The sequence below is a fragment of the Corynebacterium sp. ZY180755 genome, from assembly GCF_054331495.1.
The window spans coordinates 1,197,324-1,223,946 of the sequence record NZ_CM135811.1 but is presented as its reverse complement, the minus strand read 5'-3'; the positions used below and the strand labels follow the sequence as shown (position 1 = coordinate 1,223,946).

At 53.1% G+C, this 26,623-nt stretch carries 21 protein-coding genes; 5 read left to right on the top strand and 16 right to left on the bottom strand.

Annotated features, from left to right (window positions below; all coding sequences use genetic code 11):
* Positions 1 to 67 precede the first annotated feature (67 nt).
* The 12 genes from ACXM2N_RS05685 to infC all read right to left on the bottom strand — a co-directional run bounded on the left by ACXM2N_RS05685 (position 68) and on the right by infC (position 12,749).
* Positions 68 to 553: an arginine repressor gene (locus ACXM2N_RS05685; RefSeq protein ID WP_458490857.1), complete on the bottom strand. Its 486-nt coding sequence runs from the start codon at positions 551 to 553 to the stop codon at positions 68 to 70.
* 379 nt (positions 554 to 932) lie between these two features.
* Entirely contained in the window at positions 933 to 1,895 is a 963-nt protein-coding gene (gene argF / locus ACXM2N_RS05680; protein WP_458490855.1) for an ornithine carbamoyltransferase, read from the bottom strand.
* A gap of 75 nt (positions 1,896 to 1,970) precedes the next feature.
* Complete coding sequence (locus ACXM2N_RS05675; protein ID WP_458490853.1) at positions 1,971 to 3,182, bottom strand: acetylornithine transaminase; 1,212 nt, start codon at positions 3,180 to 3,182, stop codon at positions 1,971 to 1,973.
* Positions 3,183 to 3,265: 83 nt separating this feature from the next.
* Positions 3,266 to 4,207, bottom strand: coding sequence for an acetylglutamate kinase (gene argB, locus ACXM2N_RS05670; RefSeq protein ID WP_458490851.1), 942 nt, complete (start codon positions 4,205 to 4,207; stop codon positions 3,266 to 3,268).
* Between the two features lie 33 nt (positions 4,208 to 4,240).
* Positions 4,241 to 5,401, bottom strand: coding sequence for a bifunctional glutamate N-acetyltransferase/amino-acid acetyltransferase ArgJ (gene argJ, locus ACXM2N_RS05665; RefSeq protein WP_458490849.1), 1,161 nt, complete (start codon positions 5,399 to 5,401; stop codon positions 4,241 to 4,243).
* A gap of 191 nt (positions 5,402 to 5,592) precedes the next feature.
* Complete coding sequence (gene argC / locus ACXM2N_RS05660) at positions 5,593 to 6,636, bottom strand: N-acetyl-gamma-glutamyl-phosphate reductase (RefSeq protein ID WP_458490847.1); 1,044 nt, start codon at positions 6,634 to 6,636, stop codon at positions 5,593 to 5,595.
* A gap of 193 nt (positions 6,637 to 6,829) precedes the next feature.
* Positions 6,830 to 9,349 carry a phenylalanine--tRNA ligase subunit beta gene (gene pheT, locus ACXM2N_RS05655; RefSeq protein ID WP_458490845.1) on the bottom strand — a complete coding sequence of 840 codons (2,520 nt, stop codon included), beginning with the start codon at positions 9,347 to 9,349 and terminating at the stop codon, positions 6,830 to 6,832.
* A gap of 55 nt (positions 9,350 to 9,404) precedes the next feature.
* Positions 9,405 to 10,460, bottom strand: a complete 1,056-nt coding sequence (gene pheS, locus ACXM2N_RS05650; protein WP_458490843.1) for a phenylalanine--tRNA ligase subunit alpha — start codon at positions 10,458 to 10,460, stop codon at positions 9,405 to 9,407.
* Between the two features lie 179 nt (positions 10,461 to 10,639).
* Positions 10,640 to 11,455, bottom strand: coding sequence for a TrmH family RNA methyltransferase (locus ACXM2N_RS05645; RefSeq protein WP_458490841.1), 816 nt, complete (start codon positions 11,453 to 11,455; stop codon positions 10,640 to 10,642).
* A gap of 99 nt (positions 11,456 to 11,554) precedes the next feature.
* Entirely contained in the window at positions 11,555 to 11,938 is a 384-nt protein-coding gene (gene rplT / locus ACXM2N_RS05640) for a 50S ribosomal protein L20 (RefSeq protein WP_458490839.1), read from the bottom strand.
* 61 nt (positions 11,939 to 11,999) lie between these two features.
* On the bottom strand, positions 12,000 to 12,194 hold the full coding sequence (gene rpmI, locus ACXM2N_RS05635) for a 50S ribosomal protein L35 (protein ID WP_458490837.1): 195 nt from the start codon (positions 12,192 to 12,194) through the stop codon (positions 12,000 to 12,002).
* Between the two features lie 33 nt (positions 12,195 to 12,227).
* Positions 12,228 to 12,749, bottom strand: a complete 522-nt coding sequence (gene infC / locus ACXM2N_RS05630; RefSeq protein ID WP_458491030.1) for a translation initiation factor IF-3 — start codon at positions 12,747 to 12,749, stop codon at positions 12,228 to 12,230.
* A gap of 625 nt (positions 12,750 to 13,374) precedes the next feature.
* Here infC and ACXM2N_RS05625 point away from each other — a divergent pair.
* On the top strand, positions 13,375 to 14,106 hold the full coding sequence (locus tag ACXM2N_RS05625) for a M23 family metallopeptidase (RefSeq protein WP_458490835.1): 732 nt from the start codon (positions 13,375 to 13,377) through the stop codon (positions 14,104 to 14,106).
* A 71-nt stretch (positions 14,107 to 14,177) separates the two neighbouring features.
* Here the strand turns inward: ACXM2N_RS05625 and uvrA are convergent, their stop codons facing one another.
* Entirely contained in the window at positions 14,178 to 17,030 is a 2,853-nt protein-coding gene (uvrA, locus tag ACXM2N_RS05620; protein ID WP_458490833.1) for an excinuclease ABC subunit UvrA, read from the bottom strand.
* 248 nt (positions 17,031 to 17,278) lie between these two features.
* On the opposite strand from uvrA, the gene ACXM2N_RS05615 reads away from it, so the two are divergent.
* The 4 genes from ACXM2N_RS05615 (at position 17,279) to ACXM2N_RS05600 (ending at position 22,729) form a co-directional block, all read left to right on the top strand.
* Complete coding sequence (locus tag ACXM2N_RS05615; RefSeq protein WP_458490831.1) at positions 17,279 to 17,923, top strand: MBL fold metallo-hydrolase; 645 nt, start codon at positions 17,279 to 17,281, stop codon at positions 17,921 to 17,923.
* Positions 17,924 to 18,203: 280 nt separating this feature from the next.
* Positions 18,204 to 19,145, top strand: a complete 942-nt coding sequence (locus ACXM2N_RS05610; RefSeq protein WP_458490829.1) for a DoxX family membrane protein — start codon at positions 18,204 to 18,206, stop codon at positions 19,143 to 19,145.
* A 210-nt stretch (positions 19,146 to 19,355) separates the two neighbouring features.
* Positions 19,356 to 21,632: a HelD family protein gene (locus tag ACXM2N_RS05605; RefSeq protein ID WP_458490827.1), complete on the top strand. Its 2,277-nt coding sequence runs from the start codon at positions 19,356 to 19,358 to the stop codon at positions 21,630 to 21,632.
* A gap of 56 nt (positions 21,633 to 21,688) precedes the next feature.
* On the top strand, positions 21,689 to 22,729 hold the full coding sequence (locus tag ACXM2N_RS05600; RefSeq protein WP_458490825.1) for an App1 family protein: 1,041 nt from the start codon (positions 21,689 to 21,691) through the stop codon (positions 22,727 to 22,729).
* 317 nt (positions 22,730 to 23,046) lie between these two features.
* Here the strand turns inward: ACXM2N_RS05600 and ACXM2N_RS05595 are convergent, their stop codons facing one another.
* The 3 genes from ACXM2N_RS05595 to coaE form a co-directional block, all read right to left on the bottom strand.
* Positions 23,047 to 23,487, bottom strand: coding sequence for a universal stress protein (locus tag ACXM2N_RS05595; protein ID WP_458490823.1), 441 nt, complete (start codon positions 23,485 to 23,487; stop codon positions 23,047 to 23,049).
* Positions 23,488 to 23,733: 246 nt separating this feature from the next.
* Positions 23,734 to 25,830 carry an excinuclease ABC subunit UvrB gene (gene uvrB, locus ACXM2N_RS05590; protein ID WP_458490821.1) on the bottom strand — a complete coding sequence of 699 codons (2,097 nt, stop codon included), beginning with the start codon at positions 25,828 to 25,830 and terminating at the stop codon, positions 23,734 to 23,736.
* A 97-nt stretch (positions 25,831 to 25,927) separates the two neighbouring features.
* Positions 25,928 to 26,524 (bottom strand): dephospho-CoA kinase, encoded by a 597-nt coding sequence (gene coaE / locus ACXM2N_RS05585; RefSeq protein WP_458490819.1) that lies wholly within the window; start codon positions 26,522 to 26,524, stop codon positions 25,928 to 25,930.
* Positions 26,525 to 26,623: the final 99 nt, after the last annotated feature.

The window sequence follows — 26,623 nt, the reverse complement described above, 5'->3', positions numbered from 1 at the left end:
ACACACGATTCTGCATTTTATGCGAATCTGCGTTTAAAATTTGCAATAAAACACACAGAGCGTTCGGCTAAGCCTTTCTCTGTGCGAGCATATCGCCCAGCTCGCGGCCGGTCATGCCGTCACGAGCGAGAACAAAAACGGTGTCATCACCAGCGATGGTTCCTACCACTTCCTCCATCCCCACGCGGTCAATAAAACTAGCTAAGAATGGAGCAGCCCCAGGTGGCGTGCGAAGGACGGCAATATTGCCAGATGCCTCGGTGGATACCAACAAGTCATCCAACATCTTGCGGAGCTTTTCACGAGTACCGGCTCCAGCGTTAGCTGCGGACTCATCCACTGGGCCTACAGCGTAGAAAGCCCGACCCACGTCAGGTCGAACCTTCTTAGCCCCCAACTCATCTAGATCACGCGAGAGAGTGCCCTGAGTGATCTCAACACCCTTTGATTTCAGAAGTTCAGAAAGCTGCATCTGGCTGGACACTTGGTTTTGTTCCAGCAGATCAAGAATGAGCGCTTGACGCACAGTGCGCGTGATTGGACTGGTGCTCACTAAGCTCCCTTTCGTATTGTGCGGTTGCTCGGACGAGGTAGAGGGCCTGGAATGTTGTTCCCTTTAGAAGACATTCCCGTGACCCAAGAACCCAAGCCGTTATTAATAAATCATTAAACCAACGCGCAAACATTCCCTCAATCACTGGCGGGAACTTCACTGTATTAACAGCACCGTTAAAAGCCAGCGTGTTCTTGAAATGCAGGGCTACAGGCTTAATCATTCCTCTCAGCTTGAAAGCGCATTCGTTCACTACCCTCAAAAATACCACCAAAGAATATGCAGTAAAAATTAGTTTAGCTAATTTTATGCCGTCATAAATCATTAACTTTATGAATTTTTAGTGATGCTTGAGAGACAGTAGTGACTGTGGCCCGTCCTAGGCCTCGCGGTTGCGCTCCATGAGCCACACCATCAGAGCTTTCTGAGCGTGCAAGCGGTTTTCCGCCTCATCGAATACCCAAGACTGCGGACCGTCAATCACAGAGGCCGACACCTCACTGCCACGGTAAGCCGGCAGACAGTGAAGGAAAATTGCGCCGTCATTAGCTAGAGCCATAACCTCATCATTGACCTGATAAGGAAGAAACGGCGTACGGCGATCAATTCCATCGTTTTCCATACCCATGGAGACCCAGGTATCGGTAATGACAACGTCAGCGCCTGCTACTTCATCAAGGCTGTCCGTGACGGTAACAGTTGCCCCAGTTTCTTGGCCTCGTTTTACGGCGCGCTCTACAAACTCCTGCTTAGGCTGGAAATCTGCAGGTGCAATGATGGAAATGTTCATGCCTGCGGTAGCAAAACCGAGCATGTAGGAGTTAGCCATGTTGTTGTCACCATCGCCTAGGTACACTGCTTTTTTGCCGTGTAGGCCTGCTGGCCCTTCAGAAGGACACAACGCTTCAACGCAGGTTTGTAGGTCAGCTAGGATCTGGCACGGATGAAGGTCATCGCTTAAGGCGTTGATGATGGGCACTGTGGCAGTTTCCGCCATGTCAAGGAAGTTCTGGTGCGCATAGGTGCGCCACACAATCGCCGATACAAAACGGGACAACACTGCGCCCGTATCTTGGTAGGTCTCCCCCTTGCCCATTTGTGTTTTGCCAGAATCAACAACGATTGCGTTTCCGCCTAAGGCCGCGATACCAGCGTCAAAGGAGAAGCGCGTGCGCGTTGACGTCTTATCAAACAACACAGCAACGGATTGCGGGCCTTCAAAGGTCTTTTTCGAGTATGGATCTTTTTTCAATTGCGCGGCCAGCTCAAGAACCTCGGCCTGTTCTTGTGGCGAAAGATCATCGTCGGCTAAGAAGTGCCGGACCTTGCCTTCAGTGGTCATTGTTGTTTCCCTTTCTACAAATTACCGCCCAGCGTAAACGAGCAGCGTTATGGTGCGATGGTAATCGCAATGGAATTACTTCTCTGTGACGGATTCCAGGAGCTCACCAATGCGCTTTACTGATTCGCTGATCTCAGCTTCAGTGATGACCAGTGGCGGGGTAAGTCGGATAACCGTGTCACTGGGAGCATTAATAATCAGACCAAATTCGGCTGCCCGAGCGTTTGCCTTCTTAGCTACCGGCTGCTCCAGCACTACACCCAACATGAGGCCACGACCACGCACGTGGTCAACACCAGGAAGTTTCTCAAGTTCGTTGGCAAACTTCTCCCCCTTCGCCTTCACGTCCGCAATGAATTGCTTATCGACGTTGCTCAGCACGGCCTTCGCCGCGGCGCACGCAACGGGATTACCACCGAAGGTGGTTCCATGTTTGCCTGGGGTCATAAGCGACGCGGCCTTGCCGGTGGCAAGGGTCGCGCCGATCGGCAGTCCGCCACCCAGGCCCTTTGCCATCGTGACGACGTCGGGAAGCACACCCTCGTGCTGGTGAGCGAAGAAATCTCCAGTGCGGCCGATGCCTGTCTGAACCTCATCGCAGACAAACAGTATGTCGTGCTCATCGCATAGCTCGCGGACAGCAGTAAGAAATCCCTCAGGAGCTGGAACAACGCCGGTTTCGCCTTGAATTGGTTCTAGGAAGATAGCTGCTACATCAGTTGGATTCGCTTCCACCAGCTTCTTCAGATAGTCAATGTCACCGTACGGGTAGTACTCCACCCCAGACGGCAGCGGCGCGAAAGGCTTCTGCTTGTCAGGCTGCCCAGTCAAAGCAAGCGATCCCATAGTGCGACCATGGAACCCGTGCACAGCAGCAAGAATTCGGTGCTTGCCGGTAAGGCGCGCGATCTTGAATGCAGCCTCATTAGCTTCCGCTCCGGAATTGCAGAAGAATACGCGGGTGTTAGCCGCGAGCGCCTTATCCTCGCCAGAAAAACGCTTGATGAGCTCGCTTGCAACCTCCACCACAGGCTGGTGAACAAAAAGGTTGGAAACATGACCCAACTTAGCTACTTGGGAACTCACAGCCGCCACAATGTCTGGGTGCGCGTGGCCCAAGGCGTTAACGGCAATACCTGCGAGCAAGTCGATGTATTCCTTGCCATTGACGTCATAAACTTTGGAACCTTCACCGTGCGTCAAAGACAGTGCCGGCGTGCCATAGGTGTCCATGATGACTTCTGGCCAAGTAGCCAGCGCATCGAACGTGGATTCAGGTTGAGACATAAGTGTCCTTTGAAAATAGGTGCGACCGCCCTGGGAGTGAGAGAGCGGTCTTTGTCGACTATGTGATAGTGGATGTCTACGGCCTAGGCTTTATTGCCTTCGCGGTACACGGTACTTGGCAGGCCAAAGCCCACGTGGTCATCAGGTACAACCATGGTGCCAATACCGCCTGAGGTGAGAAGTTCCAAAAGCACTGAGTGCGCGATACGCCCATCAATAACGTGAGATGCCTTAACGCCAGCTTGAACCGCGCGGAGACAGGATTCCATCTTTGGGATCATCCCGCTATCCAGTGTCGGTAAAACCTCAGTGAGCTCAGACTCACTGATCTGAGAAACCAAGGAATCCCTGTTTGGCCAATCCGTGTACATACCTTCCACGTTGGTGAGAATCATCAAACGCTCGGCGCCAATAGCCGCTGCAAGAGCACCTGCCGCAGTGTCAGCGTTAATGTTGTACACGCTTCCGTCCAAACCTGGCGCAATGGTAGACACCACCGGGATGCGGCCAGCCTCAATAATGTCCATCAAGCTGGAGGCATCAACGTGCGTAATGTCTCCCACCTGACCGATATCAGTCAGCTCTCCGTCCACGTCCACTAAGCGCTTCTCCGCCATAAACAAGCCAGCATCTTCACCGGAAGTACCTACGGCGTACGGGCCATGAGAGTTGATGCGCCCCACCAGATCACGGCCAACTTGGCCAAAGAGAACCATGCGCACAATGTCCATGACCTCTGGGGTGGTTACACGGAATCCGCCCTTAAACTCCCCCTTAATACCCAGCTTGCCGAGCATAGTATTGATTTGTGGGCCACCTCCGTGAACCACTACAGGCTTTGCACCAACGGTGCGCAGGAAGACCATGTCCGCTGCAAAAGCTGACTTCAACTCTTCATCAACCATGGCGTTGCCACCGTACTTAACTACCACAATCTTGTCTCGGTAGTGCTGTAGCCATGGAAGCGCATCAGCCAATACAGTTGCACGATCCTGGTTACCGAGTGCCTTGTAAGCGTCAGTCATTGCGAAATACCTCGATCTGGGGAAATTAGGGCTTTAGGTGGAGTATGCGGAGTTGATCTCCACATAATCATGGGACAAGTCAGTGGTGCGTACGAAAGCTTCTCCCGGTCCCCCAGTACCGAGATCTACCACCACGTCAATGTCTGCGCCAGAGAGATCAACTTCTCGAGCGTTAGGCGTACCAGTAGATTCGATGCAGACAGCCTCACCGTTGAAGTAGACGGAGATGTTCTCCGGATCCATATCGGCATCAGCCATACCTACTGCTGCGAGGGTACGTCCCCAGTTAGGGTCAGAACCGAACATGGCGCATTTGAAAAGATTGTCACGCCCCAAGGTGCGAGCCGCATTCAACGCCTGCTCATTGCTAGTGGTGCCCTTAACCGTGATGCGCACCCGCTTGGTAACCCCCTCTGCATCTGCTTGGAGTTGGTCAGCGATGTCCGCACAAGCCTGGTGCACCGCAGTCTCGAACTCCTCAACACTGGGTTCTACCCCGGATGCGCCGGAGGACAGTAGAAAGACGGTGTCATTGGTGGAGGTGGAACCATCGATGTCTAGGGTATTGAAGGTAGTAGCGGATGCCTTGACCAGAGCCTCTTGGGCGACCTCTGGAGAAACGATGGCGTCAGTGGTAAGACATACCAACATGGTGGCCAAGGAAGGCGCCATCATTCCAACGCCTTTACCCATCGCGCCGACGCTCCAGCCATCGCCTTGAGCAAGCGCCTGCTTAGATACGAGGTCCGTGGTCATAATCGCTTCCGCAGAATCCTTACCGTTGTCCCCCAGCCCCTCCACGAGTGGGTCAATCGCTTTCCGCAGAATATCCATGGGCAGTGGTTCGCCGATGAGACCGGTTGAACACGCTGCGACGTCTGAAACGTCAACACCCAGGGCGCTCGCTACTGCCTCCACGATTTCCAAAGCATCAGCGTCGCCTTGCTTACCGTTGCAGGCGTTAGCATTACCGGAATTGTAAATAACCGCTTTCAGCTGACCGTCTTCAACAGCTTTCCTAGACAGTTTCACGGGGCTCGCAACTACTCGATTGCGGGTAAAAACACCCGCTGCAACAAATTCAGGGCCTTGATTGACCACAAGCGCCATGTCTTTGTTTCCAGAGGCCTTGATGCCTGCAACGAGGCCAGAAGACACGAAACCCTGTGGGGCGGTGATACCGATATTGCTCATAAATACTGATCCTTAAAAGTAACGAAATCCCGACGCAGAAGTCAGATGACATCCTCCTACACGCTACGCCCACCACGTGGGGCATAAAGCAGAATCGGGACTACAAACGTTACTCATAATTTTAGTCTGCCTTCATACAAAATAATGCAGTCTGACTACGCCGAATTCTTACACCTCAACCGCTGTCACCCTTACGGTGCTACACCCGCCTGGGATAAACCGGCAGCTTCATCGAAGCCAAGCGCCAGGTTCATACATTGAACTGCAGCACCACCAGTGCCCTTAGTGAGATTGTCAATGGCGGAAGTAACCAGCAGTTTGCCTGCCTGCTCGTCAACTTCTACCTGCACATGACACATATTTGACCCCACGACCGATTGTGTCTGAGGCTGCACACCCTCTGGCAGAACGTAAATGAAGGTCTCATTATCGTATGCATTAAGGTACACATCCCTAGCGGCTTGGAGATCAACACCGTCCGCCAGATTTGCCGTTGCGGTGGTGAGAATTCCACGAGGAAGCGGCGCCAAGACCGGTGTGAAAGATACGGTCACGTCCTGATCCGTAACTTCCCGCAAGTTCTGAACAATTTCCGGGTTGTGGCGGTGCTTACCAGCAGTGTTGTATGCCTTCAGCGAGCCCATGGTCTCAGAACCCAAGAGTGCCACTGAAGCCTTCTTGCCACCTCCGGAGACGCCAGTGACAGAGACGATAGAAATGTCCGGTTGGATGAGACCCGCCTGAACAGCTGGCCACAAAGCTAGAGTTGCCCCTGTGGGAAAACATCCTGGCACGGCAATTCGCTTGGCTCCTTTGAGTTGTTCACGATGCCCAGGTAGCTCAGGAATACCGTAAGGCCATGATCCCGCATGCTCAGATCCGTAGAATTTCTCCCATGCAGAGGCCTCCTTGAGACGAAAATCAGCAGCGCAGTCAATAACAACCACGTCATCACCCAGTTGCTCTGCAATCTCCGCGGAGTGGCCGTGCGGGAGACCTAGGAACACCACATCATGCCCCGACAGAGTGTCCTGATCAGTTGGCTCAATGACGCGTCCAGCCAACTGAGGAAGATGCGGCATAAGCTCGTACACATCAGTGCCCACCGTCGAAGACGCAGTAAGGGCGCCAATTTCCAAGTCACCGGAAAGATAAGCAGGGTGATTGAGAAGGATACGCAGAATCTCCCCGCCCGCGTACCCGCTTGCACCAGCGATTGCTACTTTGATTGCCATGCACTACACATTACATATTATGCAGCAGAATGTAAACTATTATTAAAAGTGAATCCACGCCGATACCACTCCGACATTCGTCGACATACACTGCGCCCCCCAGCTGGTGAATCAGCCTATAGTGAGCGTACAACCGCCCGAGACAGAAAAACGCAGTTCAAGGTAATCCTTGAACTGCGTTTCCTACTGGATCCTACGCGCGCATGCTAGCGCCAAAACGCTCCTCCGCCAGCTTTGCTGCTGCCAAACGGAACTCGGAGCACTCGTCATCAGTCAGCGTACGATCATTCGCACGGAATGTGAGCGAGAAAGCTAGAGACTTCTTGCCCTCTCCCAAGGACTCAGAACGGTACACATCAAAGAGCTCTACCTTTTCCAAGAGCTCTCCACCAGCTTCAACGATTACCTTGCGAACATCCTCAGCAGGGGTTACATCATCTACCACTAGTGCAAGGTCCTGGTTCAGCGTTGGGAACGCAGACAACACTGGCGCTGGTGTAGGTTCGGTAATCGCAATAGCCGAAATATTGATTTCCATTGCACAGGTGCGCTTTGGCAAACCGAGACGCTCGAGCACCTGAGGGTGCAGTTCGCCAGCATGTCCGACAACAATGCCGTCCACGATGAGCTCTGCGCAACGGCCAGGGTGCCACGGCATGTAGCCTTCCTCACCAACATTGCGGAGTTCAAGCTCTACGCCCGCTGCACGTGCAACAATTCGCGCAGACTCGATCGCGTCTGCGTAGGTGTATTCGCGGTGCGTGCCCCAAGGGCCCTCGAACTCGATGTTGCCCGCCGCGACCGTGGCAGCATACAGCGGCTGCAGTGGCAAAGAATCGAGAACCTCATTGATCTCTTCATCGCTAGGACGTGTCTTAACGGAAGGCATTGGGGACTTATCTCGGCCGGCCTTGATGGTGACCTGCTGGACGCCATAGAGCGATACGTGGCCCTGTCCGCGAGCAATATTGCGCCCCAAGGATTCGAGCATGGACGGTAGCAAAGTAGTACCCAGAACTGCGTAGTCAGCATCCAGTGGGTTCTGAACCTTAACTACGTCCCGGCGGTCATCCTCGGCATCCAATCCCCAGACATCAAAGGTATCCTGTCGAATGAACGGGGTAGGCAGGATCTCCGCATAGCCGGAGTACGCCAGGGCGTGATTGATAGCGCGACGACGCTTCTGCGCAGGGGTGAGGCCCCGGCCAACTGGCGCCGAAGGAACGATGGAAGGGATCTCCTCGAGTCCTTCAAGACGTAGGACTTCTTCCACCAAGTCTGCAGACTCTCCCAAGTCAGGACGCCACGTTGGTGGGGTCACAGACAAGCGGTCACCGTTGACCTCAACGGTGCAGCCAACCTCCTCAAGGCGGGAGACAACGGTTTCCAAGGAGTACTCCACGCCAGCAATCTGGGATGGGCGCGCAGCGGCCATCTCAATCACAGGCATCTGCTCAACGTCACCCACGATGGTGCGGCCAGCCACAATGGTGCCGCCGGCGATATCGACAAGCAGAGCACACGCAACATCAAGCGCAACCTCAACAATTGCTGGGTCAACACCGCGCTCAAAACGGCGGGACGCCTCAGAAGACAGTTTGTGTCGACGGGACGTACGCGCAGTAGTGATCTGATCCCACGTCGCTGCCTCGAAGTAGACATTAGTGGTGTCATCAGCAATCTCAGAGGACGTACCGCCCATCACACCGGCCAAAGACTGGATGCCGTTGTCATCGCAAATAACAACGTCTTCAGAGTGAAGCTCACGCTTTACGTGGTCAAGCGTCTCCAGTTTCTCGCCCTCAGTAGCGTTACGAACCACCAAGTTGCCAGCGACCTTGTCCGCATCGAACGCGTGCATTGGCTGCCCCAGCAGCAACATCACGTAGTTGGTGACGTCCGTGGCGGCATTGACAGGGCGGAGACCGGATAGAAGTAGTTCACGCTGCATCCATAGTGGGGATTCTACGGTTGGGTCGATGCCGGTAACCTTACGAAGACCAAAGCGGCGGGCTTTGGTCTCAGCTCGCAAGTCAACAGAGATTAACGAACCGGCTGCGGAAGGAACTCCGGAAACATCGATACCGGCAATTGATGGGTCCTGCGCCGGATCAGCAAACTCAAGGTTAAAGGCAGAGGCGAGCTCGCGGGTCAGTCCACGCGCGGAAAGTGCATAGCCACGGTCCGGAGTGATGTTGACGTCGAAGACGGTATCGTCAAGACCGAGCACCTCGTAAGCCGAGTCACCTGGCTTGCCGTAGGACTCATCCAAGGTCATGATGCCCGAGGTCTGCTGATTGGCCATACCCAACTCAGCTGCGGAACAAATCATGCCAGCAGACATTTTGCCGTAAGTCTCACGCTCAGCGATGACAAAGTTGCCTGGCAAAACCGTGCCCGGCAGCGAAACAACTACCAGATCTCCCTCGGAAAAATTGCGAGCACCACAGACAATGGACTGCAACTCGCCAGTGCCGTTTGCATCGCCGACATTAACCATGCAGTGTCGGATCGGCTTCTTAAATCCTTCCAATTCCTCAATTGACTCAACACGACCAATGACCAGCGGGCCGGTAGTCTCAGGGATCGGCTCGTAGCCTTCGGTTTCAAATCCAACGCGAACATAACCGGAATCAAGTTCCTCAGGGGTTACCTTCCAACCGGAATTCTTGCGGCCTAGAAGTCCAGTCACCCAGCCTTGAGTGATAAGCATTGATGTTCTCTCCTAATTAAAAATCTACGGATAAAGTGAGCAATAATGCTCGGACTTAGGCGCGAACGCCGAATGGAAGGGTAAAGCGGACATCGCCTTCAACCATGTCGCGCATATCGTTCAGGCCATTGCGGAACTGCAAAGTACGCTCAATACCCATGCCGAAAGCGAAACCTGAGTATTCCTCAGGATCGATGCCAGCAGCGCGGAGCACATTTGGGTTCACCATTCCGCAGCCGCCCCACTCGATCCAGCCAGCACCACCCTTCTTGTTAGGGAACCAGACATCTACCTCCGCAGAAGGCTCTGTAAACGGGAAATAGTTGGTACGCATGCGGGTCTTAGTTTCTGGACCAAACAGGGATTTTGCCAGGTGGTCCAGTGTGCCGCGCAAGTGCGCCATGGTTAGTCCCTTATCCACTGCTAGACCCTCGATCTGGTGGAATACAGGCGTGTGGGTTGCGTCGAGCTCATCAGTACGGAATACGCGACCTGGCACTACGACATAGATTGGGACGTCGCGGGAAAGCATGGTGCGCATCTGCACAGGCGAGGTATGAGTACGAAGAACCTGCTTAGAGCCTGGCTCACCAACGTGGAAAGTATCCTGCAACGTACGCGCTGGGTGGTCTGGAATGAAGTTCAGGGAATCGAAGTTGAAGTATTCTGCCTCAAGCTCAGGGCCCTCTCCTACCTCATAACCCATCGCAATGAAGATATCCGCGATCTGCTCGGTCAAGGTGGTGATTGGATGCTGTGCGCCAACCTGACCACGAGTGGTAGGAACCGTGACGTCAACGCGCTCAGCCTTTAAAACCTCTGCGTTACGCTTCTCTTCCAGCACAATCTTGGTTTCTGCAAAAACCTTTTCCACACGGCCCCTGGCCATGTTCACAATACGACCAGCTTCTTTACGCTGATCCTTTGGCAGGGTGCCCAAAGACTTGCGCGCGGTTGGGATCGGGGCGCTGTCACCCAAGTGATCGCGACGTGCGATTGCGAGCTCTTCAAGGTTAGTCGCGGCCTTAAACGCCTGTTCCGCTTTATCTGCAGCGGCGTTCAAACTTGCTTCGGTCAACTCGATCGCTGAAGTTTCCGTCGTTTCAGACACTTTCGTGTGCTCCTCTAGCCAAATTATTTTAGTTTCATGCCCTCAAATTGGACAGGGTTCAAACCCAATACCTTACTACCCCAATTAGCCAAGCACGAAACAATCTAAGCCCCTACCACCCCAATAATGAATGAAACCAGCACCGCTGGATGCGATGCTGGTTTAAGCAGGCAAGCTAATTACCCTTCCTCATTCTGGGCGCGGGCGGATTCGTACAGACAAATAGATGCCGCCGTAGCGAGATTTAAGGACTCTGCTCGCCCACGAATGGGGATCCGCACGCGGTGATCAGCCAGCTCCAACAGCTCTGCCCCCAAACCATGCGCCTCATTACCAAACAACCATGCCGTTGGTTGCTTGAGCAGCTCCCCTGCTTCATCAAGGTTTACTTCACCGTCTGCTGCAGTCGCCAAAATTGTGAGGCCCTGCGCTCGAAGCTGGCCCACCACATCCTTCACGTTGACGTCTCGCGCCACCGGCAAGTGGAATAAGGAGCCAGCCGACGAACGTACCGCCTTACATGATTGCGGATCCACAGTCTCTCCAGCAAAAATCACGGCGTCTGCACCAACGGCATCAGACACCCTAATCAACGTTCCGGCATTGCCTGGATCATTGGTCAATACAGGCACCGACACCAATTGAGGTTTGCCGGCCAACGCCTTGCCGGTTGTCCACAACACCGGCTCGCAAACCGCAAACAATCCAGTTGTCTGCGTGGTATCCGACAGGTGTTTTGCCGCACGATCGGTAATTGGGTGAACGTACACATTCATATGACCAGCCATCCGAACGATGGGCTCAAAGCGCTGCGCCGCCTGTTCGGTGACAAACACGTCCTTTGCCGCGCCAGTTGCCACCGCTGCCTCCACGGAGTTTTCTCCCTCCACAATGAAGGCTTTCGCCTTCCTCCGCGCCGCTGCTCGGTGCAGTTTAGCCGCGTTCACAATGCGTGGTGTTCGTTCCGTAAAAGCATTCTCAAAGTCCAAGTGCATAAATAAAGAGATTAGCAGCCCTTACTCTATGCAAGCACAAAACAAACCCCGTGCTACTCGAAAAAGTAACACGGGGTAAGAAAGCCTCTAGGCAAATACTTAAGCAGCCTTTGGAGCGTTAACATCCTCTGGCAGAGCTGCCTTTGCAGCCTCGCAGATTGCGGAGAAAGCTGCGAAGTCGTTTACAGCGAGCTCAGCAAGGATCTTGCGGTCAACCTCAATGCCAGCCAGGCGGAGACCCTGGATCAGGCGGTTGTAGGTGATGTCGTTCATGCGTGCAGCTGCGTTGATACGGGTGATCCACAGCTTGCGGAACTCAGACTTACGAGCGCGGCGATCGCGGTAGGAGTAAGTCATGGAGTGCAGCCACTGTTCCTTAGCCTTGCGGTAGAGGCGGGAACGCTGGCCACGGTAGCCCTTTGCGGACTTCAGAATTTCGCGACGCTTCTTCTTAGCATTCAGGGAGCGCTTTACACGTGCCACTGTGATACTTCCTTACTGGTTTAAAAGTCTAATGATTGAATTTTTAGTGGGAAGGGGCTGATTAAGCCTTGCCCAGAAGACGCTTAACGCGCTTGGTGTCTGCCTTAGCGACATCCTCGGTGCCCTTCAGGCGACGGGTGCGGGTAGAAGGCTTACCCTCGAGGAGGTGGCGGCGGTTAGCCTGCTCGCGGCGCAGCTTGCCGGAGCCGGTGACCTTGATTCGCTTAGCGGTGCCCTTGTGGGTCTTCTGCTTCATGGATTTTACGTCCTTTTACGTCTTATTTAAGATTTACTTCTTGCCCTTGCGAGCCGGGCCGAAGACCATGGTCATGTTACGGCCGTCCTGCTTAGGCTTTGACTCAACGTTGCCGAACTCGGCAACGTCATCAGCCAGGCGCTCCAGAAGGCGGAAACCAAGCTCCGGACGAGATTGCTCACGTCCACGGAACATGATGGTGACCTTAACCTTGGAACCCTTTTCAAGGAACCGGATCACATTGTTCTTTTTCGTCTCGTAATCGTGATCATCGATCTTCGGACGGAACTTCTGCTCCTTGACGACCGTCTGCTGCTGGTTCTTGCGAGCTTCGCGAGCCTTCTGAGCCTGCTCATACTTGAACTTTCCATAGTCCATGATCTTGCAGACAGGCGGTTTTGCATTTGGCGCAACCTCAACTAGGTCAAGGTCGGCGTCATAAGCGAGCTTGCGAGCATCATCGATTCGAACGATGCCAACCTGTTCGCCGTTAGGGCCGACAAGGCGGACCTCGGGAACTCGGATGCGCTCATTAATACGAGCTTCAGCGCTGATGGGAACTCCTCAAGTAGCGGATGGAAAATGTGAAGTACCGTACTCGAAAGCAGATATCTAAAATCTAGGCTAGGCAGTAGAAAACCCGTCCACCATTTTTGGATGAACGGGAGATCTTTGCTCAATATCGACTAGAAAACCATAAAGGTTTTATTGCCGTACCTTTAACCCTAATCCAACCGATTGGCGGCTTCAGGTGGGAAGATCTCCACTTGCGACCCAACTGTGTTGATTTGCATCTACACAATTAGGCGGTAGCTGGAATGAGTTTACACAGCTATAACACAACGCGCAAGCCAAACACGCCGACGGTTTTGATGTGAACGAAATCTATCGAACCAGATTAATCGAATTTTAATGCAATCCAGACCTTTAAGTCTCAGCACTCTCCCCTAGGCACAGGCGCACGCCATTTAGGAGAGCAACACGCAGCTTACCCCCTTTTGGTGTTGAAACTACGTCACTCTAAACATCAATTTTCACACCAGTAACATCTTGCTTACCAGCTTATTTCCTAAAGTTTTCGAACACTTATGCCCATTGACGTGCGTTTTTTCCTTTGCGGAGCCATATAAAAGGAATTACTTTGTAGAGAACGACATATGCATCTCAAGATTGGAACATAATGCTGCGATACCTTCGCCGAGCCCTGATCGCACTCGGAATGATCATGGCGACCGCACTCGGCTCCACCACCGCTGCAAACGCAGTTTCTATCAACGTCTATTCATCATCAGAAACTGATGTCCACAACTTGGACGTGTCCCAGATTCTCAGTTCCGCAGTCGGTTTTGCGTCCAGCCTTCAGGCGATTGGTGCCGGCGAAGTAATCCCTCAGGTCAAGACACAGAATGGCACTGTCAACATCATTTTGGATCCTCGCTCGCTTCCGGGAGTCGGATCAATAATCGGTTCAGCTCTTGCACCGTGGAACACCGTCAAGGTTGGTAAGACTGCTGACGGCCGCAAGGTCGTCTTCCCTACAACTGGTGGGTTTACTTCACCTTACGGCCCACGTTGGGGAAGGATGCATCAAGGCATCGACATTGCAAACAACGTAGGCACTCCTATCTACGCCGTCATGGATGGCACCGTCACCGATGCAGGACAGGCGCAGGGCTTCGGACAGTGGGTTCGCCTACGCCATGCTAATGGCGAGTACTCAGTTTACGGGCACGTAGAGTCGTTTAACGTATCAGTAGGACAGACTGTGACTGCCGGCCAGCAGATCGCAACGATGGGCAACCGCGGCCACTCTACCGGCCCACACCTACACTTCGAAATCCGGTCAAATGAGTCCACGCCAGTTGATCCAGTTACTTGGTTCGGAAACCAGGGGATCTCAGTAGCGCACTAATCTAAGACGTAAAAAGGTGGCTAGTTCATGTGAACTAGCCACCTTTTTACGTACTCAGTACCGGGACGAAATTAGGCCAACACTTCTTTGAGGAATTGTCCAGTGTAGGAACCGTCAACCTTAGCCACGTCTTCCGGGGTGCCTTCGGCAACGACGGTGCCGCCACCGGCTCCGCCTTCTGGACCCATGTCAATAATCCAGTCAGCAGCCTTAATCACATCGAGGTTGTGTTCAATGACGATGACCGAATTTCCCTTATCCACAAGCCCCTGGATAACCATCATGAGTTTCCGGATATCTTCGAAATGCAATCCGGTTGTTGGCTCGTCAAGAATGTAGACCGTGCGGCCATTCGAACGCTTCTGAAGCTCCGCGGCTAACTTGACACGCTGAGCTTCACCACCAGACAAAGTAGTTGCAGACTGGCCTAGGCGAACATAGCCCAAACCAACTTCATCCAGGGTCTTGAGGTAACGATGGATAGAGGTAATTGGCTCGAAGAATTCCACTGCTTCAGAAATTGGCATGTCGAGTACCTCAGCGATGTTTTTACCTTTGTACTTCACTTCGAGAGTTTCTCGGTTGTAGCGTGCACCATGGCACACTTCACACGGAACGTAAACATCTGGGAGGAAGTTCATCTCAATTTTGAGAGTGCCATCACCTTGGCATGCTTCGCAGCGCCCACCCTTGACGTTGAAGGAGAAACGTCCTGCCTTGTAGCCACGAACTTTCGCCTCGGTGGTTTCTGCAAACAGGTTACGGACCTTGTCGAACACGCCAGTGTAGGTAGCAGGGTTGGATCGAGGTGTACGACCGATTGGAGACTGATCAACCTGCACCAATTTGTCCAAGTGCTCCGTGCCCTCAACGCGTTTTGCGCGGCCAGGCACTTGGCGTGCTCGATTCAACTTATTAGCCAAAGTTTTCGCAAGAATCTGGTTAACCACGGTGGATTTTCCTGACCCGGAAACACCAGTGACACATGCGAGAACACCTAGAGGGATGTCAACGTCAATGTTCTTAAGGTTGTTTTCGTAAGCTCCCACAACCTTCAGCATGCGGTCCTTGTCAATTGGACGCCTAGTGTCCGGCACCCCAAGGATCTTCTTACCTGAAAGATAGGCGCCAGTGATTGACTCGGAACACTTCTCAATGCCCTTCGGCTCCCCTTGGTAGACGATCTCGCCACCGTATTCTCCGGCTTTAGGCCCCACATCCACAAGCCAATCAGCCGCCCTAATGGTGTCTTCGTCATGCTCAACCACAATCAGGGTATTTCCTATATCACGGAGGCGCTCCAGCGTGGATATTAAGCGCTGGTTATCCCGTTGGTGCAAACCGATTGATGGCTCGTCAAGAACGTACAGGACTCCTGCGAGACCAGACCCAATTTGAGTGGCCAGACGAATACGCTGTGCCTCGCCACCGGACAAGGTTCCAGCACTGCGGCTTAACGTGAGATAATTCAAGCCCACGTCCAGCAGAAACTTCAACCGTGCCTGAATTTCGCGCAAAACTGCACCAGCAATGATCTCTTGCCGCTTGCCCAATTTCAGCGAGTCTAGGAATTCGGCAGCCTTGTCCACCGAGAGTTCCGCAAGACCAGCGATAGACAATTCCCCCATGGATTCGGATTCGAGGCGAACTGACAAGATTTCAGGTCGCAAACGCGCACCGTTACACGTGCTGCACGGAATCTCACGGGTGTATGCGAGAAGCCTTTCTTTTTGGCTCTCTGAATCTGAATTCTCAATTCGACGAGTGATGTAATTGAGGACGCCTTCAAATGGTGCACTCCAGGTGCGTACGCGCCCGTAACGATTCTTGTAGCGGACAGTCACTACCTCGTCACAACCGTTGAGAAGCGCGTCCCTATCATCTTTAGACAACTCACTGTAAGGAGTCTTCGGATCAAACCCGCGTATCTTGGCTAGTCCTTCAATGAGCTTGCCAAAGTAGGACTTGTTTGGGCTTGAGTTCCACGGCTGGACGGATTCGATGACCGGAGCATCCTTGTCCGGAATTAAAAGATCCACGTCCACTTCAGTTCGCGTCCCCAATCCATCACATGCTGGGCAGGCACCGAAGGGTGAGTTGAAGGAGAAGGCGCGGGGCTCTAATTCCTCCACACCGATTTCATGGCCGTTGGGGCACGCCAGTTTCTCGGAGAACCTGCGGTACCGTAGCGGATCCCCGTCTGGGAGACCCACAAAATCCATGGTGACAATTCCGTCCGCCAGTTTTAGGGCAGTTTCTACGGAATCCGTAAGGCGCTGCCTCTGGGACTCCTTTACTTGAAGGCGATCAACAACCACGTCGATGTCGTGTTTGATCTGCTTCTTTAACTTCGGCGGATTTGAAAGTTGATGGGTTTCACCATCTACAGACACACGAGCGAAACCTTGGGAGGCTAGTTCCTGGAATAGGTCAACAAACTCGCCCTTACGCTTGCGCACTACTGGAGCCAAGACTTGGAATTTTTGGCCCTCTTCCATCTCTAAAATTTGATCCACAATTTGCTGTGGCGTTTGCTTAGAGATTTTCTCATCACACACCGGGCAGTGAGCTGTACCAGCCCGGGAGAAAAGAAGACGCAAGTAGTCATAAACCTCGGTAATGGTACCCACCGTTGAGCGAGGATTACGGTTAGTGGATTTCTGATCAATCGACACCGCAGGAGAGAGACCGTCAATGAAATCCACATCCGGTTTATCCATCTGCCCTAAGAACATGCGAGCGTAGGAGCTCAGGGACTCCACATATCTGCGCTGCCCCTCGGCAAAAATCGTGTCAAAAGCTAGCGATGACTTACCAGAGCCAGATAGGCCAGTAAATACAACTAACGCATCACGCGGGAGATCGATATCAACTCCCTTGAGATTGTGTTCACGGGCTCCGCGGACGACAAGACGTTCTGCCACTACAACTACTTTCCTAGTTTTGTTTTACGTTTTGGCAACTCAGCTGTTAAGAAGGGAACTACGTGCGTCAGTACCACTCAACGGCTGTCCCCCTTGGAAGATACCGAATGAGCGAGTCATCACTGCGATCCCTCGCACAATTGAGGTGTGCTCAATCTTAATTCCCTTACTCTAACGACTAGGCCACAATATTATTCCCACTTTTCGAACGTAACATCGAAATTCGAGTTTTCGCTAATCTGGGCACTATGACTGACAACAATAATTCGCAAGAAGAATCTCGCACGGCGCAACCTCAAACACTTCATCTCAAGACGATCTCCGTATCGGAGATGGACAATAACTGCTATCTCATCCATACCGAGGACGAGGGGCTGCTTGTTGATGCTGCTGACGATGCTCTCGGCCTTCTTAAAATGGCAGAGGACGCCGGCGTCAAGATCACTAAAGTCCTTACCACTCATCGCCACTGGGACCATGTCCGCGCCCTCAAAGACGTGCTCCATCACACCGGGGCCACACATTACGCACCGTACCTTGACGCCCCCGCATTGCCGGCTGATGTAGATGTTGAGCTCAATCACGGCGACATCATTGAGTTCGGCGGCCACGAAATCCCGGTCATGATCCTCAGAGGTCACACCCCTGGTGGCGCTGCAATTAACGTAAAGATCGACGGCAAGAACAATCTTTTCGTCGGTGACTCGCTCTTTCCTGGAGGAGTTGGAAAAACGACCAGCGAGAGCGACTTCGAGCGCCTGTTTATTGATGTGAAGACATTTATTTTCGATGTTTTTAGCAATGACACCATTGTGTGGCCGGGCCACGGCAAGAACACCACTATCGGGGCAGAACGCTCACATCTCCAGGAATGGTGGGACCGCAGGTACTAGTAAACAACTCCTGCTAGACCTCGTAAAATAGCCAATTTCTGACGACACAGTAGTGGACAACGCCTCAGGGCAACGAGCAGGGTGTGGCGGTCGAGACGACCAAATCTGGCCCCAACAGTTTCCCTACAAAAGGCATTAGTCTCCCACGCTGGCGTTTAAAGATAGGTACGATTAACTAAGGCGGTTTTTAATTATCTGCGCCAACGGCGTGATCACACGCCGTCAACGCACATTTTTGCTCACCGCACTAATAAACAACTTCTTAAGGAGCTAATCCCACATGATCCGCAAGCTTGCACGACCAATGGTTGCATCTGTCTACATCGCTGACGGCGCTGACACCATTATGAATACTCAGGCGCATGTCGAGGGAACCAAGGCGGTTCTCGATCGCACTCGCACCATTCTCCCGCGCAAGTACGCGCGCCAGCTTCCAAAGGATGCTGAGACCGTAACTCGCGCTCTTGGCGCTACCAAGGTTGGCGCTGGTTCGCTGCTGGCACTTGGCAAGGCGCCACGCATTTCCGCTGCAACGTTGGCTCTCGCTTCCGTCCCAACCATCTTGGCTCGCCACGCTTTCTGGGAGACCCAGGACAAGGAAGAGAAAGTCGCTCGTCGTCAGGGCTTCCTAACCTCCGTTGCCCTCCTTGGAGGTCTGTTCATCACTTCCGCTGACACTGCCGGAAAGCCAGGCCTGAAGTGGCGTACCGAGAAGGCAGCGCAGCGTGCCAACAAGAAGATTCAGAAGGCTCTTCCTACCAAGTCGGAAACCGAGAAGTTCACCGAAGCTGCTGGCGAGAACGCTGCTGTTTTGGCTACTGCAACCAAGGGTTGGTTGGGCGAAGCCGCAGATAAGGTATCCGAGTACGCCGAGAAGGCTACCGACTACGTAAATGACAACAAGGATGACTGGAAGGCTACTGCTGCCGACGCCGCAGCAACCGCAAAGAAGTCTGTTAGTGAGGCATCCGGACAGGCTCAGGACTTCCTAAAGGACAACTCCGGTGATTGGTTGGCTACCGCTCAAAAGAACGCCAAGGTAGCTAAGAAGAAGGCCGTAAAGGCTGCTTCCGCCGCTCAGGAACGCGCAACCGAAGCTTACGCTCAGGCAGAAAAGTCTGCTGGCCGTTCCGCTAAGAAGGCTAGCAAGCGCGCTGACAAGCTGCAGAAGAAGGCTGACAAGACCCTGTCTAAGGCACAGAAGAAGATCAAGAACATTTAATCTTCACTAATTAGTTAGCTAGTAAGAGGTGTGATGGTCACTGACCGTCACACCTCTTTTCTCTGTAGGAAAGTGCGAGAGTCTCCGGACACTGTCTAGTTTTCGCTAAAATAGTCACTTCGTTCTTCATCTGAAATAACACAGGTCCATCTCGTGTTAAATGATTGGAACAACCTGAATCTTATTCCATAGCAACGAGGTATCTAGTTTTTGTCTTCCACTGAAAGCGCTAAGCCATCACTCGATCGACTCATCGCGGTAGAGCAAAGATATGTTGATGGACTATTCAGAAAACTCGATGATGAGGTAACTGCTGCGAATTCTCGCTTGCGCGCTGTAGAGGCTGATGTCGACCCAGCGAACCCCGATGCTGAAGCCCTGGTTCGGCGTGAGACGGAATACCATTCGCTCAATGAGAAGATTGACCGCCTGAACATTGCCCAGCTCGGTTTAGTTTTCGGTCGCATTGATGTTGAGACTTCGGATTCTGAGCTCAATGATAATCCTGTGGACGGCCATCCCAATGTTGATCGGCGCTACATCGGGCGAATGGGGTTGGATGACAAAGACGACAACTACCGCACCCTCCTTCTCGACTGGCGCGCTCCGCTCGCTCGACCTTTCTATTTAGCAACCACCGCCGCGCCTGAAGGCGTGCTGACGCGCCGACACATACGAACAAAAGGCCGGACGGTCACGGGTATTGATGACGAACGTCTGTCGGGCAATCACACCGATGACCACAATGAACAGACGGCGAACACTGTTGTCGGAGAAGGAGCACTGCTGACGGCTTTGCAGGCAGCTCGCACCGATCGCATGTCATCAATCGTTGAGACCATCCAGCGTGAACAGGATGAGATCATTCGCGATTCAACCCGTGGAGTGATGGTGGTTGAGGGCGGCCCAGGTACTGGAAAGACCGCCGTAGCGCTTCACCGCGTGGCGTACTTGCTCTACACGTGGCGTGAACAGTTGGCGAAAACTGGTGTGCTCATTTTGGGCCCCAACCGCACTTTCCTCGATTACATCTCCCACGTCCTACCAGAACTCGGTGAGACCGGCGTGGTGCTTTCCACGGTAGGCGAACTGTATCCGGGCGTAGCTCCAACGCATTCAGAATCTCTTGTCACTCGGGAGATTAAGGGCAGCGAAGAGATGGTCACAATCCTCGACCGTTTGGTCAAAAGCTACCAGTCTCTACCCGAGTCTGACGTATCCATCACCGTAGACAACATTGAGTTGACGGTCACCGAGGCGATTGTAAAAAGAGCGAGGACTCGCGCCAGAAGAAGCCGGCGACCTCACAATGCGGCCAGTCCCCTGTTTAAGGAATCGCTTGTTGAGCAGCTCTCCTTCCAACTGGCCGACATCATCGGTAAGGATCCACTTGGTGGGAACTTGCTCAGCGCCGCAGACGTAGCGCAATTGCATGACGACCTCCTCCAAGAGCCACAAATTGATGACCTTGTTGATGAATTTTGGCCTGCACTGGACCCAGTTTTAATTTTGCAGGAATTCCTCACCAGCAAGGAGGCCATAGCCAACATCGCCTATGACTACGACGAGGAAACTCAATCCGCACTCCTGAGAACTAACGCCACAGGGTTTGCGTCTTCAGATGCAGCATTGCTTGATGAACTCGCTCAGCTTGTTGGGCTACCTGATCCTGAGGAAGAACGGGAAGCCGAGCGCAAGCGATGGCGCGAGCAACTCGAAGAAGCCCAGGATGCCCTGGACGTCCTGAGTTCGTCGGAAGCCACGGATAACGATGACGAAACAGACGCTGAAATCCTGTCTGCTTTCGATGTCGTCGATGCTGAGACCCTCGCGCTTCGCCAGCAAGAGACTGATGCGCGTTCAACTGCCGAGCGTGCACGAGGTGACCACCGATGGGCGTATGGTCATGTGATCATCGACGAAGCCCAGGAACTAACACCCATGGAGTGGCGAATGGTTATGCGGCGCTGTCCGTCGAGGTGGATGACCATCGTTGGTGATACTTCTCAAACTAGTTCCCCTGCTGGTGTGGATTCTTGGGCAGAAACTCTCAAACCCTACGCCGGTTCGAGATTCAGGACCCATCAGCTCACCATTAATTACCGCACTCCGGCGGAGATAATGGAGGTAGCTAACCATGTCCAAGAGATGTTCGCACCACATGTGAAGCCTAGTATTTCGCTCCGCAACAGTGGGCACGAAGTTTCCTACTTCGATGAAGATACAGATCCGAAAGAGATCTCCAACAGGCTGCGTGCTAAGGAGCCGGAACGCTCAGTAGCCATTATTGCTAGTGACAGCCACGCTCTTAGTGATCCGGATTTCCGTGGGGTGAGTGACATCAAGGGGCTTGAATTTGACCATGTAATTGTGCTCAACCCAACAGACATAGCTTCAGATTCCCCCCAAGGGTGGCAGGACCTGTTCGTGGCTCTATCCAGGGCTACTCAAACGCTCACAGTGGTTGGTGAAATGCCACACGTTTAAGCGCCCTGCTCCTCGCTTCCCTGCAGCTCGAACAGGATTTCCGTAAGCTAGTGCGCATGGCATTAGTAGATGTAGTCCGTAAATCTGAAGCGGTTATAAATAAGGTTTCTCGTCAGCGCGCTGAGGAAAAAGGCTGGGTTCCCGTCATTCAGGGATACGCCGGATATGGCAGTGCAAAACGGGTGCATATCCTTGGCCGTGTTTTGATGGCGAACCCGGAAAAGGACCGCAGCGATAACTGGGCTCAGCGCGGATACAAGCAGTTTTTCACCATCCAGGTCGGTGGCCTTAAGGTTAAGGTCACTGCCGGCAATAATTCTGTAGAAGGTGTGACCGATGATAATGGATACATCGATATCATCGTCTTCGACCACGGCTTGGAGCCTGGCTGGCATGAAGTCACCATTGAGGCTGAAGGGGCTGAAACAGTAACGGCGGAAGTGTGCATTGTTGATCCCGACGCCAAGATCGGTCTCATCAGCGACATTGATGACACAACCATGGTCACTATGCTCCCTCGCGCATTCCTAGCTGCCTACAACTCATGGTTCAAGCGCACGAATAATCGCCAGCCGGTAGAAGGGATGGCCGAACTCTACAAGCAAATTTTGGCCGATAACCCCAAAGCCCCAGTCTTCTACCTGTCCACCGGTGCTTGGAATACTTACGACACTCTCCAGAACTTCATGCAGGAGCACGGCTTCCCCAAGGCGCCTATGCTTCTCACGGACTGGGGTCCAACCCAAACCAAGTTGTTCCGATCCGGTAGCGAACACAAGAAAATCCAGCTTCGAAACTTGATCATCGATTTCCCTGACATCAAGTGGATCCTAGTCGGTGATGATGGACAGCACGATCCACTCACCTACGGACACCTTGTAGTTGATCATCCTCTCCACGTTTCTGGCATCGCTATCCGTAACTTGACCCCGCAAGAGCACGTCTTGTCCCACGGTACTACGGCACCGCTGGTCACTGCGGAGACTGGAAAGCGGGCTGAAGTTCCGTTCATTCAAGGCCAGAATGGTTTTAAGCTGCTTGAAAAGTACCGCGAGAAGCCGTTCACCCCAGATCGGGACGCTGGCCGTAACCAATAAACCATTACCTATCCTCGGTGTTCCTGCGATCCACACTCGTAGGAACACCGTGATCTTTTATGCGGGAGCAGGAATACGCAACCGAAACCTCGACACCAGGATTTTAGATCACCAATCCAACCGGTTCTGGGTTGACTGATTCAACGCAGCTACTAGCCCTAGTCTCATCCTTGCCCCGTGCTCACCGTTGGAATGGGTGATCACTGGCTGTGGTCCCTTACGTCCATAGCCCCCATACGCTTTTAGCTCCGGTGTTCTGGCGCGCATAAGGGAAAAGGGCAGTTCACAATGAACTGCCCTTTTTCCTTTAGTTTTAATTAGTCCACAGTGTGAACGATCATGACGTCACAATCAGACTGACGAGCAACGTCAGCTGGAACGGAACCCAACAGGCGGCCGGTCAGGGAGTTCAGGCCACGGTTACCCACCACGAGCAGATCAGCGTCGTTCTCGTTAACTATCTCCATCAGGGCCTCTGCTGGGGTACCCGGACGGATAGCTGTTTCAACATTAACTGCACCAACGCTGCGCGCATGGTCTGCAGCCTTGTCTAGATTCTGCTGAGCTGGATCGGTGCCTAGAACAGCGTTGGAATCCTGACGCAGGGTCTTTGACGCGTCTTCTTCGGACTCGTAGTAGGCGCAACCAACGATCAGGGCTGCGTCGAAAGCTGCCGCGATTCGTGCCGCACGCTCAACTGCGAGCATGGAGGACTTGGAACCATCGGTGCCGACAACAATCTTGGTGTAACTGCTCATGTGTACCTTCCACGTTGGTATTTACGTTTTGCTTCGTTGATAATCATAACCACTTCTTGAAGCTGCCAAGAGTTCTTCTCGAAAGTCCGCAGAAATGGTTGCTTCTGTTTCACAAGTTTAACAATTTATTTCTTCGAGAGCCTGATTAATGGTGATCTAAACCACTGACTCAACTTATAAGTTGGTGTTGGCTGCTAGCTCCGAAGCGTTGTTCAAGCTCATTGCCATTTTTAGTAGCCTTGCAGTCTAGAGTCCTATTTCTTTCATACCACGCAATTCCTTCTTCAAATCCTGAATCTCGTCGCGTAAGCGACCAGCAAGCTCGAATTCCAGTGCGCGAGCTGCCTCGCCCATTTGTTTCGTAAGGTCGTCAATAAGCTTCTCCACACCCTTGACATCCAAATTCGAGGTGTCAGTTCTGGAAGCCACTGCCGCATCTCCTGCGCCAGAAGACGATTCATCCTCCTTGCCTTCATTGACTTGGTCAAGGATGTCAGCAATCTTCTTACGTAACGGTTGCGGATCGATACCATGCTCAGTGTTATAGGCGATTTGCTTCTCACGTCGACGCTCTGTCTCCTCAATGGCGTACGCCATTGAGTCAGTAATCTTGTCCGCGTACATGATGACCTCGCCCGAGACGTTACGGGCAGCACGGCCTATGGTTTGGATCAGGGAGGTAGTAGAACGCAGGAAGCCTTCCTTATCCGCATCAAGGATGGCAACCAAGGACACTTCAGGCAGGTCCAAGCCCTCTCGCAGGAGGTTAATGCCTACCAGTACGTCGAATTCGCCTAAACGCAGCTGTCGCAGGAGTTCGACGCGCTGCAGGGTATCAATGTCTGAGTGCAGGTATCGAACCTTGATCCCGTTTTCGAGGAGATAGTCCGTTAGGTCCTCTGCCATCTTCTTGGTCAGAGTAGTCACCAAGATGCGCTCTTGCTTGTTCGTACGCTCCTTAATTTCATGGATCAGGTCATCAATCTGCCCCTTCGTTGGCTTGACGGTGACCTTAGGGTCAACCAAGCCAGTAGGTCGAATCACCTGTTCAACGAATTCTCCTTCAGAGGCCGCCAGCTCAAATTTGCCAGGTGTTGCGGAAAGGTACACCGTCTGCCCCACGCGCTGCTCAAATTCTTCCCACGTCAGCGGACGGTTATCCAACGCCGAAGGCAAGCGGAATCCAAATTCCACGAGGTTGCGTTTACGCGACATATCGCCTTCGAACATGCCACCAATCTGCGGCACGGTGACGTGGGACTCGTCGATGATGGTGAGGAAGTCCTCTGGAAAATAGTCCAACAGCGTAGCTGGTGCAGAGCCCGCTGGTCGACCATCCAGATGCCTCGAGTAGTTCTCAATACCTGAACAGAAACCAACCTGTTCAATCATTTCCAGGTCATATTCCGTGCGCATACGAAGACGCTGAGCTTCAAGCAGTTTGCCACGATTCTCCAGATCATCCAAGCGCTCTGCGAGTTCTGCCTTGATGTCTCGGACTGCTTTTTCCATTCGTTCCGGCCCTGCAACATAGTGCGTTGCAGGGAAGATTCGGATCTCGTCTACTTGCTTAACCACATCACCCGTGAGCGGATGTATGTAGTACAGAGCGTCAATTTCATCACCAAAGAACTCAACTCGCACAGCAAGCTCTTCGTAAGCGGGGATAATGTCCACCACATCGCCTTTTACGCGGAATGCGCCGCGTGTGAAGCCCACATCATTGCGATCGTATTGGATATCCACTAGCAGACGCAGGAAGCGGTCGCGCTCTACCTCTTCGTTCACGCGTAGGACGACAGAACGGTCCAGGTAAGACTGTGGCGTACCAAGGCCGTAGATGCACGAAACGGACGAAACTACCACCACATCGCGCCTAGAAAGCAACGAGGAGGTAGCACGGTGGCGCAGGCGCTCGACGTCATCATTAATGGATGAGTCTTTCTCAATGTACGTATCCGTCTGCGCTATGTAGGCCTCTGGCTGGTAGTAGTCGTAATAAGAAACGAAGTACTCGACCGCGTTGTTGGGCAACAGCTGCCTAAGCTCATTGGCCAGCTGCGCAGCTAGCGTCTTATTGGGCGCCATCACCAGCGTTGGTCGCTGCTGTTTCTCAATCAGCCACGCGGCAGTGGCTGACTTACCAGTACCGGTGGCACCCATGAGAACGATGTCTTGTTCTCCCCTGTTGAGTCTCTCATCCAATTCCGCGATAGCGGCAGGCTGGTCACCCGCCGGCTGGTATTCCGATATAACTTCGAAGACACCAGTGGTGCGCTCAATCTCACCTACTGGGCGGAATTCTGATTCTGGGAGTTCTGGATGTTCAGCAGCAAAAGCCATGTTCGCCATTGTATTCGAACTCGCGCCACTATAGTGGACGCCCACAGCGAACGGGATGCAGAGTAACTACAGCCCCGCAGCCACGGACCATACGCTTCTACATCCCGCGAAGATTCTTAATGATCTCTTTGACTTGGGGTTCGAGTGCGGCGCGTTCGCCGTTGTTGTCCACGATAAAGTCCGCTGCTTTCCGACGCGTCTCATCATCAATTTGGCTGGCGATGCGCCTGCGCGCATCGGCCTCATCTAGGCCACGGGATTCTACCAACCGCTTTAACCGAGTTTCGGCGTCGACGTCCACAACGATGACGATGTCTACACGGTCTTGGTATCCCTGATCGACCAGCAGCGGCATGTCCCACACGGCGGCTTCCTTACCCGCGGATTCTGCTTCCGCGAACAACTCCTCAGTGCGCGCGTTGATTCGTGGGTGCGTAATGTTATTGAGTGCTTGGCGGTTTTCCTCGTTGACAAAAGCGACGTTCGCAAGAGCTTGACGGTTCAACGAACCGTCTTCATTGAGAATGTCTTCACCGAATGTGAGGGCGAGCTCTGCGAGCGCCGGTTGACCGGGCTCGACAACCTCACGTGCGATCTTGTCTGCGTCGATAATGGGAAAGCCGTGTTCTGCCAGAATCGCAGCTACTGTTGATTTCCCGGAACCAATGCCACCTGTGAGTCCGATACGTTTCATACGGTCAAGGGTAGCAACTTAAAAGCGGAATGGCTGCCCGCTTAGTGGGTATAAACGTGAAGAATCGCTAGCACCGCGCTTAATGCGCCGTGCTAGCGA

What these genes read in the sequence shown, in the direction of transcription:
- ACXM2N_RS05600 (WP_458490825.1), top strand. Translation starts at nt 21,689, where the DNA reads ATGGCATTAGTAGATGTAGTCCGTAAATCTGAAGCGGTTATAAATAAG.
- uvrB (WP_458490821.1), bottom strand. Translation starts at nt 25,830, where the DNA reads ATGGCTTTTGCTGCTGAACATCCAGAACTCCCAGAATCAGAATTCCGC.
- pheT (WP_458490845.1), bottom strand. Translation starts at nt 9,349, where the DNA reads ATGCTTATCACTCAAGGCTGGGTGACTGGACTTCTAGGCCGCAAGAAT.
- ACXM2N_RS05625 (WP_458490835.1), top strand. Translation starts at nt 13,375, where the DNA reads ATGCTGCGATACCTTCGCCGAGCCCTGATCGCACTCGGAATGATCATG.
- ACXM2N_RS05610 (WP_458490829.1), top strand. Translation starts at nt 18,204, where the DNA reads ATGATCCGCAAGCTTGCACGACCAATGGTTGCATCTGTCTACATCGCT.
- rpmI (WP_458490837.1), bottom strand. Translation starts at nt 12,194, where the DNA reads ATGAAGCAGAAGACCCACAAGGGCACCGCTAAGCGAATCAAGGTCACC.
- ACXM2N_RS05595 (WP_458490823.1), bottom strand. Translation starts at nt 23,487, where the DNA reads ATGAGCAGTTACACCAAGATTGTTGTCGGCACCGATGGTTCCAAGTCC.
- ACXM2N_RS05675 (WP_458490853.1), bottom strand. Translation starts at nt 3,182, where the DNA reads ATGTCTCAACCTGAATCCACGTTCGATGCGCTGGCTACTTGGCCAGAA.
- argC (WP_458490847.1), bottom strand. Translation starts at nt 6,636, where the DNA reads ATGGCAATCAAAGTAGCAATCGCTGGTGCAAGCGGGTACGCGGGCGGG.
- ACXM2N_RS05615 (WP_458490831.1), top strand. Translation starts at nt 17,279, where the DNA reads ATGACTGACAACAATAATTCGCAAGAAGAATCTCGCACGGCGCAACCT.
- coaE (WP_458490819.1), bottom strand. Translation starts at nt 26,524, where the DNA reads ATGAAACGTATCGGACTCACAGGTGGCATTGGTTCCGGGAAATCAACA.
- argJ (WP_458490849.1), bottom strand. Translation starts at nt 5,401, where the DNA reads ATGAGCAATATCGGTATCACCGCCCCACAGGGTTTCGTGTCTTCTGGC.
- argF (WP_458490855.1), bottom strand. Translation starts at nt 1,895, where the DNA reads ATGACCACTGAAGGCAAGGTCCGGCACTTCTTAGCCGACGATGATCTT.
- argB (WP_458490851.1), bottom strand. Translation starts at nt 4,207, where the DNA reads ATGACTGACGCTTACAAGGCACTCGGTAACCAGGATCGTGCAACTGTA.
- ACXM2N_RS05645 (WP_458490841.1), bottom strand. Translation starts at nt 11,455, where the DNA reads ATGCACTTGGACTTTGAGAATGCTTTTACGGAACGAACACCACGCATT.